Source organism: Aliiroseovarius sp. Z3 (assembly GCF_029105185.1).
Classification (GTDB): Bacteria; Pseudomonadota; Alphaproteobacteria; order Rhodobacterales; family Rhodobacteraceae; genus Aliiroseovarius.
This window is the reverse complement of sequence record NZ_JAFMZK010000005.1, coordinates 101,802-115,339: the sequence shown is the minus strand read 5'-3', so window position 1 is coordinate 115,339 and position 13,538 is coordinate 101,802. Positions and strand designations below refer to the sequence as shown.

Annotated in this window: 10 protein-coding genes and 1 tRNA gene; 1 reads left to right on the top strand and 10 read right to left on the bottom strand. The window is 55.5% G+C overall.

Features of this window, described 5'->3' with window-relative positions; all coding sequences use genetic code 11:
- The 4 genes from cydB to J3R80_RS10660 form a co-directional block, all read right to left on the bottom strand.
- Window positions 1-1,161, bottom strand: a complete 1,161-nt coding sequence (cydB, locus tag J3R80_RS10675) for a cytochrome d ubiquinol oxidase subunit II (protein ID WP_275393760.1) — start codon at window positions 1,159-1,161, stop codon at window positions 1-3.
- 5 nt (window positions 1,162-1,166) lie between these two features.
- Entirely contained in the window at window positions 1,167-2,780 is a 1,614-nt protein-coding gene (locus J3R80_RS10670) for a cytochrome ubiquinol oxidase subunit I (protein WP_275393759.1), read from the bottom strand.
- A 114-nt stretch (window positions 2,781-2,894) separates the two neighbouring features.
- Entirely contained in the window at window positions 2,895-4,367 is a 1,473-nt protein-coding gene (locus tag J3R80_RS10665) for an ATP-binding cassette domain-containing protein (protein ID WP_275393926.1), read from the bottom strand.
- 194 nt (window positions 4,368-4,561) lie between these two features.
- The gene (locus tag J3R80_RS10660; protein WP_275393758.1) at window positions 4,562-5,992 is read right to left on the bottom strand and encodes an ATP-binding cassette domain-containing protein; all 1,431 of its coding nucleotides are present in this window, start codon (window positions 5,990-5,992) and stop codon (window positions 4,562-4,564) included.
- A gap of 324 nt (window positions 5,993-6,316) precedes the next feature.
- Here J3R80_RS10660 and J3R80_RS10655 point away from each other — a divergent pair, with 324 nt between their 5' ends.
- Window positions 6,317-6,802, top strand: a complete 486-nt coding sequence (locus J3R80_RS10655) for an Rrf2 family transcriptional regulator (protein ID WP_275393757.1) — start codon at window positions 6,317-6,319, stop codon at window positions 6,800-6,802.
- 263 nt (window positions 6,803-7,065) lie between these two features.
- On the opposite strand, the gene J3R80_RS10650 is transcribed toward J3R80_RS10655, so the two are convergent.
- The 6 genes from J3R80_RS10650 to J3R80_RS10625 all read right to left on the bottom strand — a co-directional run bounded on the left by J3R80_RS10650 (window position 7,066) and on the right by J3R80_RS10625 (window position 13,428).
- Window positions 7,066-7,140: transfer RNA gene (locus J3R80_RS10650), tRNA-Gln, on the bottom strand.
- A gap of 151 nt (window positions 7,141-7,291) precedes the next feature.
- Complete coding sequence (locus J3R80_RS10645) at window positions 7,292-8,740, bottom strand: phosphomannomutase/phosphoglucomutase (protein WP_275393756.1); 1,449 nt, start codon at window positions 8,738-8,740, stop codon at window positions 7,292-7,294.
- On the bottom strand, window positions 8,740-9,576 hold the full coding sequence (kdsA, locus tag J3R80_RS10640; protein WP_275393755.1) for a 3-deoxy-8-phosphooctulonate synthase: 837 nt from the start codon (window positions 9,574-9,576) through the stop codon (window positions 8,740-8,742). The genes J3R80_RS10645 and kdsA overlap by 1 nt, the downstream gene beginning before the upstream one ends.
- Before the next feature lies 1 nt (window position 9,577).
- Window positions 9,578-11,197, bottom strand: coding sequence for a capsule biosynthesis protein (locus tag J3R80_RS10635; protein ID WP_343075823.1), 1,620 nt, complete (start codon window positions 11,195-11,197; stop codon window positions 9,578-9,580).
- A gap of 79 nt (window positions 11,198-11,276) precedes the next feature.
- The gene (locus tag J3R80_RS10630) at window positions 11,277-11,936 is read right to left on the bottom strand and encodes an ATP-binding cassette domain-containing protein (RefSeq protein ID WP_275393753.1); all 660 of its coding nucleotides are present in this window, start codon (window positions 11,934-11,936) and stop codon (window positions 11,277-11,279) included.
- Window positions 11,937-12,129: 193 nt separating this feature from the next.
- On the bottom strand, window positions 12,130-13,428 hold the full coding sequence (locus tag J3R80_RS10625; protein ID WP_275393752.1) for a Na+/H+ antiporter NhaA: 1,299 nt from the start codon (window positions 13,426-13,428) through the stop codon (window positions 12,130-12,132).
- Window positions 13,429-13,538 lie beyond the last annotated feature (110 nt).

Here is a 13,538-nt window from a genome sequence, read left to right as displayed (position 1 = left end):
TCAGTAGCTGGTTTCTGAGTTTTCGGTGACTTGCGCCTCTGTGACCTTGCCCCAGAGCACTTTGTAAACCCATGCCGTGTAAGCAAGGATCAACGGAAGAAAGATCGCCGTCACAATCAACATGATGAACAGGGTTTGATGTGACGAAGACGCATCCCAAACCGTCAGCGAACTGTTCGGATCAAGGGTCGATGGCAGGATGAATGGGAACATTGTCAGCCCGACGCTTGAGATTATGCCAAGTATCCCCAGTTTCGACCAAAGCAGGGTCGAAACTTCACGCCCTGAACGGAGGCCCAGGACAGCGAATGCGATCCCCGCAAATCCCATAACCGGTGCGATCAATATCCATGGTCGTTCGCTGTAAGCGGCAAACCAGGACCCGCCGCGGGTCACTTCAGAATAAAGCGGGTTTGACGGGCCATTGGCGGCAACCTCGCCCAACGTAAATCCATCAACACCGACTGCAAGCCAAAGGCCCGCCAGCGCATAGCTTGCCGCGGCAACAAGGCCTGCTTTGGTGCCGATTGCACGTGCACGTTCAGCAACCGCACCTTCAGCTTTCAGCGACAGCCATGCCGCGCCATGCATCAGAAGCATTGACAGCGACACAACACCAGCCAGTAGGGCGAACGGCCGCAGCAATCCAACAAACTTCATCGCGAAGTTGCCCGGATACATCGGCATCAGATCCTCGGTCAGATAGAAAGGGACGCCCAACAAAACGTTTCCAACAGCAACCCCGAACAGCAGCGCCGGCACTGCGCCACCGGCAAACAAGGCCCAGTCCCAACGGGTTCGCCATTTTGCGTCTTCCCGCTTGGATCTGTATTTGAAGGCGACAGGGCGCACGATGAACGCGGCAAGCACCACAAACATCGCCAGATAAAAGCCCGAGAAACTGACGGCATAGAGCGGTGGCCATGCAGCGAAAATCGCGCCGCCGCCAAGTATGAACCAGACTTGGTTGCCTTCCCAGACAGGTCCAACTGTATTGATGGCCACACGCCGTTCAACATCGGTTTTGGCAACAAACGGCAGCAGCGCACCAACGCCCATGTCAAAGCCATCCGTCAGGGCAAATGCGATCAAAAGCACACCCAGAAGCCCCCACCAGATGACGCGAAGAATGTCATATTCGATCAGTTCATAAAGGATCATTTGCCTTACTCCGCTGGATTGTTAGCAACGTTGGACGGTTCAGCATCTGAACGAAGCCGCCTTTCATGGCGCTCCCTCCAGGCATCTGTCTCTTCAACGTCAAGGTATGGGCCCTTGCGGATGTATTTCACCATCAAGCTCATCTCGATCACGAAGAGGATCGTGTAGAAAATGATAAACCCTGCAAGCGTGATCAGAAGATCGGCAATGCTTAGATGCGAGGCACTGAGCGCGGTGGGCAATACACCATCAACGGTCCATGGTTGACGACCGAACTCGGCCACAAACCACCCAAGCTCCGCGGCGATCCACGGCGTCGGGATGATTGCGACTGCGGTGTAAAGCGACCAGCGCGGAAACTGCATTTGACGGAACGACGCGCGCCAAAAGAAATAGGCCATGACAGCGATGAAACTGAACCCCAGCGCCACCATGAAACGGAAGGCCCAGAAAAGTGGCGCCACACCCGGAACGGTGTCGTCCGCAGCCATTTTGATTTGCTCATCTGTCGCGTCACGGGGATCGTCGACATACCGTTTCAGCAGAAGCGAATACCCAAGGTTCTCGGAATGCTTTTCGAACGTCTCCCGAACTTCGGGCGGGGTCGCTTCGCGCTGATCGCGAATGGTCATAAGCGCATCATAAGCGATCAACCCATCACGAATCCTCACTTCGGATTCCGCTACAAGATCGTTGATTCCGGGAATCTCGGCAGTCAGCGAACGTGTGCCAATCAGACCCATCACCCAAGGAATTTCCAACGCATAATGCGTCTCGCGCGCTTCCTGATCCGGGAACCCGATCGCGGTGAAGGGCGCGGGCGCATCGTGGGTTTCCCACATTGCTTCCAGGGCCGCGAGCTTCATCTTCTGGGTATGGCTTGCCGAATATCCCGACTCGTCACCCAGCACCACAACCGAAAGCGCAGCAGCAAGCCCGAATGCCGAAGCCACCGCAATCGAGCGTCTTGCCAGATCCTTGTGCCGATCTTGAAGCAGGTAAAGCGCGGAAACACCCAAAACGAACACCGACGCGGTGACGTAACCGGCTGAAACAGTGTGGACAAACTTGGCTTGTGCCACTTCATTGAAAAGGACATCGAAGAACGAAGTCATTTCCATCCGCATTGTGTCGGGATTGAACACTGCCCCGACCGGATTCTGCATCCAGCCATTTGCAATCAAAATCCACAACGCCGAGAAGTTGGAACCGATAGCGACCAGCCAGGCCACGACCAGGTGCTGCACTTTGCTGAGTTTGTCCCAGCCAAAAAAGAACAGGCCAACGAAGGTTGCCTCAAGAAAGAAAGCCATCAGGCCTTCGATTGCCAAAGGGGCTCCGAAAATATCGCCCACATAGTGGCTGTAGTAACTCCAGTTCATGCCGAACTGGAATTCCATCGTGATACCTGTGGCGACACCCAGTACAAAGTTGATGCCAAACAGCGTGCCCCAGAATTTCGTCATTTGCCGCCAAATCGGGCGGTTCGTCATGACATAAACCGTCTCCATAATCGCCACGAGGATCGACAGTCCCAATGTCAGCGGCACAAACAGAAAGTGATACATGGCGGTAAGCGCAAACTGCATGCGCGACAGCTCAACCAGCCCGATCTCCATGGTGGACTCCTTGATGAATAAAACCTGCATCCGTGATTCGGATTAATCAATTCATATTCTAATTATGAAATGTATTGATTGACCTGTGTCAAAAACCCGCATCAAAGATGCAGATTATTCTTCGCGCTGGTTTAAAGGCGCCGTTAGCCGAAGCTCATGATCAGCAAAACTTACCTCTTCGGGACGATGGGCAGCGATCAGTATTGCAGCATGAGGTAACGTCTTGCGAATACCAATCAACACTTTTTCCGCCAGATGTCCATCCAACCCCTCCGTGGGTTCATCAAGAAGAAGTATATCGGGTTTTCTTAACAGTGCCCGGGCCAACACCAACCGCCGCGCCTCGCCTCCGGACAACCCTGTTCCCCTGAACCCCAACCTTGCGGTCAAGCCGCCTTTTGCGTCAATCGTCGCATCCAGTTCCACCGCCCTCAGAACATCCCAAAGCTGCTCATCAGTCGCGTCAGGTGCGGCGATACGCAGGTTTTCGGCGATGGTCCCGGCAACCAAAGCGTGCCGTTGTGGAACCATCGCGAGATACTGAAAACGGTTGTCTGAAAGGGTGCCATCACTTGGGTTACGCCCAACTTCAACAAACCCACCGCTCGGTTCAATCTGACCCGCGACACACAGCAAAACTGTGGACTTTCCACAACCGCTGCGCCCCGTCAGCGCGAGTGTTTCGCCTGCTCTGACGTGAAAACTCAACGGAGCAAAAAGTGGATATGAGCTGGTGCCTCGTTTTATTTCCAGCTGATCGGCAACGATGGATGTCGCGTGTGATGTAGATCTCGCGCAAAGCTCATCTGCACTGTCACCATCCAGCCTTGGCAAAATCCGTTTCGCTGCTGAGCGCATTGTGGAAATTTCCGAAAGTGCTCTTAAGATCGGCGCGACAGCCTCGGAAAGTGCAAGCGCGGCGAATACTCCGATTGCGACCTGTGCAGGTGTAATCAAATCCGCCTGTGCAAGTTTCGCCCCAACGCCAAGCGCGATGGCAACGACACACCAGCCAACAAACTCAAGCCAGAAGCCCGTTTGCCTTTCGATCCGTTCAAGCCCGGACTGTCCGTTTGAATGATATTCTGCTGCGCTCCGAACGCGTTTTGTGGCTTCCTGCAACTGCCCAAATGCAACCAATTCGTCGCGCACCGTGATCAAATCAATAAGTCGACTGCGCAATGCCTGAAGTCCGGCCTCGGCCCGTCGTGCCGGTTTGTCGGCAAGGTGCTGACCTAACAAGAAAATAACGGTTGGCACCGCCCCATACCCAAACAAGATAACCGTCGAGATGGCCGGATGCACAAGCAAAGCAACCGCGACCGATGTCAGCACGATGACAGCCAGCCCAGCCACACCGGGCAACAGAAGCCGCAACGCAACGCCGTCCAACGCATCAATGTCTGCAGTGACACGGTTAAGAAAGACGCTGGCACGCAATCGTTCCAACTGCCGATAAGGCGCTTGCAGAAGGCCAGCCAGCAATCGAACGCGTAGGTTGGACAAGGCGCGCAGCGTTGCATCATGTGTGGTTAAACGTTCCCCATAACGTGCCGCCGTACGCCCCAAGGCCAGAAAACGGACCATGGCAGATGGTGCAAACACGTTGAACACCGACCCAAGTCCAATCATGCCCGCTGCTGCTGCGGCCGTAATGAACCATCCCGAAAGCCCCAGAAGAGAGACGCCCATGACAAGCACAACCAACGACAATGCCGCGCCCTGGGCAAATGCGCGACGCTCGCCTTTCAGGATGAGGAGCATCATTCTTGCCAGAGACTTCATATTTTCGCCTCGAGCCGGACTTGCCTTTGCATTTGTGAGATAAGCCTCGGGTCATGCGTCGCGGCAATCAAAGTCCCTCCGCATGACAGAAAGTGCAGCAACCCGTTGATGATATCCTGTGCGGTGGCTTCATCGAGATCTGCGGTGGGTTCGTCAGCCAGAAGCAGTCTGGGGTTGCGATGCAAGGCACGGGCCAGCATGACCCGCCGTGCTTCACCGCCTGACAGACCGGCGCCACTTTCACCCAGTCGGGTTAACTGTCCGCTTGGCAAGGTCTTGATAACCGGAGCGACATGGGTCGCCGCGATCACCTCTTCGTTCAGCTTTGCGCCGAACCCGATGTTGTAACGTAACGATTGCCCAAGAAATCGGGGGGCCTGTGGTATCCACCCAATGGACGCGCGCCACGCATCAGCATTGTCAGCACTCAGAGAGGAACTTCCAAAAGCAACCACCCCACTGGTCGGGCGATCCAATCCGGCAACAAGGCGAAGTAGTGATGACTTGCCCACTCCGCTTGGACCAGTCAGTGCAACACCCTCGCCTGGTACAAGGTCAAAATCCGGGTAAACCAGTGTCCGATCATCATGCTGAAGCGTAAGCCCACGTGTTGAAACGCCTTCGAAAAGTGCGGGGCTGGAATGTCCACCTGTGCCGATGATCACCTCTCGCGGATCACTGCGCCATGCCTTCATCTCTTGATAGACCGCGTCTGCCGCGGCTTTGTCATGCCAGGCCGCGGCCAGATCACGCAAAGGCTGAAAGTAATCGGGGGCAAGCAGAAGCAAAAACACGCCAGCAAACGGGGACAATGGCATGCCCCAAGTTCCCCACGAGATCTCCCCCAAAAGTGCAAACCCAACCCAGACGGCGATCATGGCAACACCCAAAGCGGCGAACAGCTCCAGCACGGTCGAGGAAAGAAACGCGATCCGCAACACGCCCATGGTCCGATTTCTCAGGCTTTCCGACGCATCGGCAAAACCATTGATAACCTGTGTGCCTGAACCAACCAGCTTAAGATCTGACAACGCAGAAAGACGGTCAGAAAGAAGATCGTTCAATGAGCCGATCTCGATCATCTGGCGCGCGCTCGCCTCTTTCGCAGCCCAGCCAACCAACGCCATAAAAACCGGTATCAGTGGCCCCGCCGCCAAAAGCACAACGGCTGCAGCCCAACTGTGCCATGCGGTGATGGCGACGATCATCAAAGGTATGACCATAACGCGCATACGCGCTGGCTCATACCGCAACAGATAGGGACGAAGCGCTTCCAACTTTTCTGTGGCAAGGACGGATCGCACGCCAGCCCCGCCAAAACCGGATTGTTTTGCCGTCTTCGCTTCGATCAGGATAAGCTCATCACGCAAAGCCGAGATTTCTGTTTCGGCAGCCGAACTCAGAACCCCCTGAGCGATTTTGTTCAAGACCGATCGAAGTAAGCTAGCCCCCACAAACAACAGTGACGCTTGAACAGGTGCGACGTCAGTCCCGCTCAACAAAGCTGCAAGCACCCAAGCGATCACCCATGCTTGAACAAGCCAGATCAAACTAGCAAGTAATGAAAGCAGTCCGCCCAATCGGCGCTGTCGATGACCTGCTCGTTCAGGTTGTTGCGTGTTAATCATCGCCGGTTGATCCTCTAAGCGGTCCTTGTGCTAATCCAGCGCGCTGCTTTCCAAACTGATCTAAATCAAAGAAAGTAACATCTTGGATGTGAAATATCTGTATTCGCAACCGGAGGATAGCAATTGCGCCTAACGACGCGGACAAACCTCGCTGCTCGTACATTGATGTTTTGTGCAGTGAATGAAAATCAACTGATGCGGACGTCAGATATCGCTCAGCGGTGCAATGCGTCTGTGAACCATGTCGCGCACGTTGTGCAGAATTTACAGGCTGAAGGCTATCTTGAAACCGTACGTGGCCGCAGCGGTGGGATTAAACTGGCCCGACCGGCAAACAGAATTTCCATCGGATCTGTCTTTCGCGTTTTTGAAACGGATATACCGTTTGCCGAATGCTTTGATCACGAGAAAAACACCTGCCCGCTCTCTGAGACATGCAGGCTAAGAACTTACGTCGCCCGAGCCCTTGAAGCGTTCTACCACGAACTCGACATGGTGACGCTTGACGATTTGGTGCGCGGGAATTGTGGGTTGATGGAACTGCTAACGATGAAGCCTGAGTTTTCAGCAACGCAATTGACCTGCAGCCCGACAGCTACACCTTCTTGAGTGAGTAACCGCCAACGTTATGAAGAAGCGAGTGAGCGTTGAAACCGGTTGGCTAATAGCACGGAAACCTGGATGAACTGTCCGTCAGCCGTCGGGTCTGTTGGAATCGAAGATGGCTTAAACGAAGACAGCCGGGTTATCTGATTGGTTTGATGATCCAACGGGCTTGCGGTTCGCCAATCCGGAAGGGCAAGAGCTTGGCAGTCACGGGCAAGCCATGGGTGCAGGTGTCTTGGAAAACTATTCGAGCACATCGAGGAGACTGGCTGGGGTGGTAGGATTCGAACCTACGGTACACTGTACCAAAAACAGTTGCCTTACCACTTGGCTACACCCCAGCAGTGCGCGCTTTCCTAGCCAAACCCAAAGCGGGGCGCAACCCTAAAATGACCGATTTATCCCAGATTCAATATCCGCTGAACAGCGTTGGGGGCAAAGAGTTGGAGCGCCATTCAGACACCTCGCGCAACCACAGCGGTAGGGTTGGTTTTACGCTGTAAAATTCTGATCGTAGTCACCTATGGCGGGCTCTCGACGGATGATCCTGTCAAAGTCGGTGAACAGGTCATGAAGATATGCCTTGCTTGTGAAACTTTCACAGACCACCACCAGATTCGGCGTGTTCGAGGACGCCCGAACCAATGCCCAAGACCCGTTTTCAAGTTGAACGCGCGCGCCGTTGGCAGTCAGAATGTCAGTGATCTTCTGTCCGGCAATCATTTCACCGTCGCGTTGCATAAGCCTGAACGCCTCGGTCAACCGTTCGACCACCTGGTATTTCTGATCATCCGGGCACGCAGGAGACAGGGTGGGAGAGCACCAACTGGCGGGAAGCCCGGCGACCAGATCGGAAAGACGCGCGTTCGGTTGATGCGCCATCAGATGACATAGCGCGACAACGGCACGCAATGCGCAGTCATAGCCGCGTCCGATAGGTGGTCCGAAATAGATGTGGCCCGATTTCTCGAATGCAGCCAGCGCACCAGAGGCACGCATCCCTTGTTTCACATGGCTGTGGCCTGTCTTGCAGTATTCAACCGTGGCACCGAAGAACGACAGAACCGGGTCGATGGCGAACAAACCGGTGGATTTCACATCCACGAGAAAATGCACACCGGGCCTTGCGGCTGCCAGATCGCGCGCCAGCAATAGTCCTAGCTTATCGGCAAACACGGCGCTGCCGGTCTCATCGACAACGCCAAGCCGATCTCCATCGCCATCCAGCCCAATACCGAAGTCTGCCCCGCTTTCCCCGACAGCGGCACCCATATCGGCAAGCATTTCCAACGCTTCGGGATTCGGATTGTAATGAGGGAAACTATGATCCAACTGGCAATGCCGTTCGACCACATCAACACCCAATCGGCGCAAAAGCTTTGGCGCGAAGGCCCCGGCGGTTCCATTTCCGGTCGCACACACCACGCGCAGGGGCCGCGATATCGAGACATTTTCCACCAGATCATCGAGATAGGCATCGCTGATATCTGCAATCACTGTGATCCGCGCGCCACCCGTCAGATCGAAGTCACGATCGAGGATGAGTTCCCTCAGCTCAGCCATCTCATCGACACCATGGGTGCAGGGGCGGTCAAACCCGACCTTGATGCCAGTCCAGCCATTTGGGTTGTGGCTGGCCGTCACCATGGCGACGGCGTTCACATCCAGATGGAACTGTGCGAAATAGGCCATCGGGGACAAGCACATACCAATATCGCACACCTGCGCACCGGTCTGAATTATGCCATCGCTCAACGCATCTTTGACGGCGGACGAGTAGCTTCGATGATCATGGCCGACCACGATTTTCCGTCCAACGCTTCGACGGGACATTTGGGTGCCAAGTCCCATCCCGACGGCAAATATCCCTTCCAAATCAATATCGTCCGGGTATCGCCAGCGCGCGTCATACTCGCGGAAACCGCTTGGACATATGCGCATCAAACGCCCCTCAGTGGCCGATCCTTGGCAAGCCGATCAAAGGCAGCCAGATCCGCGACCAACCGCTCCATCTGGTCAAGTGGCACCATGTTCGGCCCGTCCGAGGGGGCCGTGTCAGGGTTTGGATGGGTTTCGATGAACACCCCGGCAATGCCCAGCGACACCGCCGCACGGGCCAGAACCGGCGCGAATTCGCGCTGCCCACCGGACGCACCACCCTGTCCGCCGGGCATCTGAACCGCGTGGGTGGCGTCCATGATGACGGGATACCCAAGCGCCGCCATTTGCGGCAGGCCGCGCATATCCGCAACCAAGGTGTTGTAGCCGAAAGACGTGCCGCGCTCGGTCAGCATCACCTGCGCGTTACCTGAACCGATGATCTTGGCGGCCACGTGTTCCATATCCCACGGCGCCAGAAACTGACCTTTCTTGATGTTGATGGGCTTGCCGGTCAGCGCCGCCGCAATCAGAAGATCTGTTTGACGGCACAGAAAAGCGGGGATCTGCAAAACATCAACGACCGCGGCCACGTCTTCACATTGGTCGGGCAGATGCACATCCGTCAGCACCGGCACATCCAACTGCTCTCTGATCTCTGCAAGCACAGAAAGCCCGTCAACCATTCCCATTCCACGCGCGCCGGACAGCGATGTCCGGTTTGCCTTGTCAAAAGACCCCTTGAAGATATAGCCAAGCCCGCAGCCCCTGCAGAGCCGCGCCATGTGCTCGGCAATCCGAAGCGCGTGCTCACGCCCTTCCAACTGGCATGGCCCCGCAATGATAGTCAGGGGAAGGGTATTTCCCACCTGCATCCCCCTGACGACGACATCCCCCATATCAGGACGACACCTGTTCGCGCAGGATCGAGGCGGTGATCGAGGCCATCAGGTACAATCCCGCAAAAATCAGGAAGGCGAGCAGGGTGTTTTCAAAGGACTTTGGATAGGTTGGTTCATCTGGTGCCACCGGCCGCACACCCAATTCCAAATAGCGTGTCTGCTTGTTGACCTCGATACGGGCAGCTTCAAGCTGTTGCAGCGATTGTTGCATCAAAGCGGTGCGCGTTTCCAAATTGGTTTGTGCGATCCGCAGTCGGCCGCTGACAGACGCCAAGGAGCCATTCTCACCCCCCGTTTCCGTCAACCTGCCCCGCAGTTCTGCGATCAAGGTTTCAAGCCGTCCGATATCACCGCGCAGACCATCCACCCGCGCCTTGTTGGGTCGGGTGTTGTCCAAAAGCTGTTGCAGCGTCAGACGTTTTTCCTGCAACTGGCTTTCAAAACCTGTGATCTGCGACATCAAAGCGGACGCGTCAGATGTGGCGTCGAACACACCCATCTCTTCCTGAAGCCGCAAAACCTCGGCCTGCGCGTCCAGCATATCCTGTTCTGCCTTCTCATAACTCGAGACGGCGCCCTCCATCTGATCCTCACGCAGCCGTTGGGTCATGTCATCCACACGTTCTTCCGCGTAGGAAATCAACACTTCCGAGAACTTCGCGCTCTGTTCAGGTGTGGGCGCGACAACCTCCATCTTGACGATGCCTTCGGTCGGATCAAAACCGATCTTTACGTTCTTCTTATAGAGCTTATAGGCCGCTTCATTGGTTGCATCGGGATCAAGGCGTTGGACCGGATCAATGCTGGAATCCGCAAATACAGCTTTATAACCAATATCTCCGTCCAGCCTGAGCATGGCGTCGCGCGACGTCAGATAACTTTGGACTGTGATACTGTCCTGCGACGTCGCCAATCCCGATCCGGCAAACAGGCTGCCGAGGCCGCTTCCCCCTGCCCCATCTGCCTTCTGAATCACGAACTCTGTTTTCGTCGCATACATCGGTGTGGCGTAGTTATAGTAGTAAACCCCCGCGATGATGGTTGGCAGAAACACGAAAAACGCGAGGCGTGCAAACAACAATCGCAGCTTCCGGCGGCGACGACGCGCGATATCAACCTGAATTTCGCGAATGGATCGGGCGCGGTCAGCATCGTCATACACGTGGTTTGCCGGAAGGGTCGGCATGGGGCGGGTTTGCGGCAGATTACCTGACGAACCGCTGCCGTTTTTCCCGCCGCCGTCGGCACCGACCAGTTCCAGCAGGTTGGATCGTTTGAACGGATCAATTCCCGCCTTTCGAAGCCGGTAGACCGCATCAAAATCACTGTCGACAGCAATACCGTGCTTTTGGGCAACGCGACGCGCCATCCTGAGTTGGCGACTGGTCAACCCCTCTTTCTTTATCGCTTCGATGGCTGCCAGAGTGTCGTTGTCAGGCGTGCCGCTGTTCGACGCATCACCTGTCGCTGCTCCCTTTGGCACAAATCCCTCTTTCGGAAAGCCATCTTCGGTCGGAGATTGCGCCGCTTGCTCCATCGGGTTCGGGTCGCGCGCTTGGGTTCGTGAGAAACCGGATACGGTCGCCGTCGCATCGGTTTGCCCAGCTGCAGCCTGCACGCGCTGAGCAAAGACATCTTTTTCGGCGGACGCGGAACTCGTCTGCGACGGGCGCGTCGTTCTGCTGATGCGAAATTTCTTAGCCCTGGGTTTGGTAGTCATAAAGCCGTTTCGCTTCTTCCAAAGTTTCAAACATGTAAAACTGCCCATCCCGCAGAACCGCCGCCGACTGGCAGAATTTTTCCAGTGTTTCTGCCTGGTGCGATACGATGATCACCGTCGAATTGACCAACCTGTCGCGCAGGACATCACCGGCTTTGCGGTTGAATTGGGCATCGGTGCTTTGCGGCATACCCTCGTCGATCAGATAGATATCAAAGTCCAGCGCCAACAGAAGCGCAAACGAGAACCGCCCCCTCATACCCGCGCTATAGGTCGCGACGGGGAAGTCGTAATATTCGTCAAGCTCACACAGCCATCGCGTGAATGCCTCGATATAATCAGGGTCGAGGCCATAGATTTTTGCTATGTAGCGCGCATTCTCTTTGGCGGAGAGTTTGCCAACCACCCCCCCCATGAATCCCAACGGGAAGGATATTCTGCAGCCACGACGAATCTCGCCTTCGTCCGGTTTTTCAAGCCCGGCCATCATGTTGATGAGCGTGGTCTTACCGGTGCCATTGGGCGCGAGAATGCCCAGCGATTTCCCCAACTCAACACGAAAGGACACATTGTCCAAGATGACTTTGCGTTGTTGTCCCGTCCAGAACGACTTGCTGACGTTATCGAACTCGAGCATTGGGTGCCCCGACACTGCTTTCGCTTATCGCTTGTACACAAGCTTCCTTAACGATGCGCTATAATTGCTCACTTAGGCATCATTATGTCGAAGACCACGCTGGCATATCAAGAAAACGTGGGGAGTTTTAAGGGGATGTTCCCCGAACAGCCACAGGCGGGTCTCCGGCCCGACAGGGCCGGAGGACGGGGCGTCAGCCCTCTTGTTTTTGCACCTTGAGGATTTTTCCTGCGGCAAATGACAGGAAGACAGCCCCAAAACTGAACAACGCGCCCATCTTGGCCGCATCCTGCACCGGGCCGGGCGCAAAGGCGACCGAGGCCACGAACAGCGATACCGTAAAGCCGATTGCCGCCACGAATCCGATCACAATCAGATCAAGGGTACGCATCCCGGCTGGCAATCCAAGTCGCATGGGATATGCGGCAAGCCACCCCATGATGAAAATCCCGACAGGTTTCCCGATGATCAGGCCGGCCAGCACCAGCCAAGTCGCCTCGGAGATTGCGCCGAATTCCACCCCGGCGTTCAAGAGGCCAAAGAAGAACAACACTATGTCCACGGGAATGGCCAATCCGTGCTCCATATCGTTCAATATATCGTGGAGGTATCTTTCGGCCTCTGCAAAGATGCCGAACGCACGATCGGCGTGTGGAATGGCCGGGATAACCGGCAACAGACCCAGCGCCGGGTGGATGCCAGCCTGGGCAAAGCCGAACCAGCTCAAACAGCCCGCAATGGCATAGGGATACCATTTCAGGTTCTTGCGCATCCAGGTCGACTTTGGGCGCAGCTGATCACCGCGATCCAAGTGTCGCGGCAACCAGTTGAACAAGGCAAACGCAATGACCGATGCCGCGACCGAAAGCAGAAGCCAGATCGGAGCGAGTTCACCGGAGGGATAGAAAATTGCCAGAATAATCAGGCCCGCAGCGTCGTCGGCAATGGCCAGTAGCAACAGGAAACGCACCGCCGGGTGGCCCGCCCCAAAGACCATGCGCCCGACCAGATAGCTGAAAGCGATGTCGGTAGCGGTTGGAATGGCCCAACCACGCGCCACAGCATCGAAAGTTGTCGAGCCAAGGAAATACGCAATGCCCAGATAAACAGCGATTGGACCCAGCATGCCGCCGGCTGTGGCAACCAGCGGCGTTGCCGCCTTCTTTCCACGCAGCGATCCATTTTCAAGGATCACGGCCTCCCAAACCTCTTTCCCGGCGATGGCAAAGAACAGCGCCATAAGCACATCGTTGATCAGATAGTGGAAGGTCACCACACGTTCGATGTCACCATATTCGAAGTGATGCGCCGCTTCTCCGTAGGCTTTTTCCCAATAGCCGATATCGATACCGATCGTCGAGTTAAACCACAGAGGGTACTCTACAAAATGGTGGTACGAATGCGGATCAATATTGGCCCAGATCAGCGCAATGATTGCACCGCTGATCAGCAGGATCGAGTAGGTCGTGATAAAATTCCATACGCGATACATAAGATGCCCCGTCTAGTTCCTGTTTTACAAACAGGCCGCGTCCCGGCGATGAAAGGCTGGGCGCGACCTTTGTGTTCGTTCGTTTCAGGAAATACTTCAACTGGGCTCAA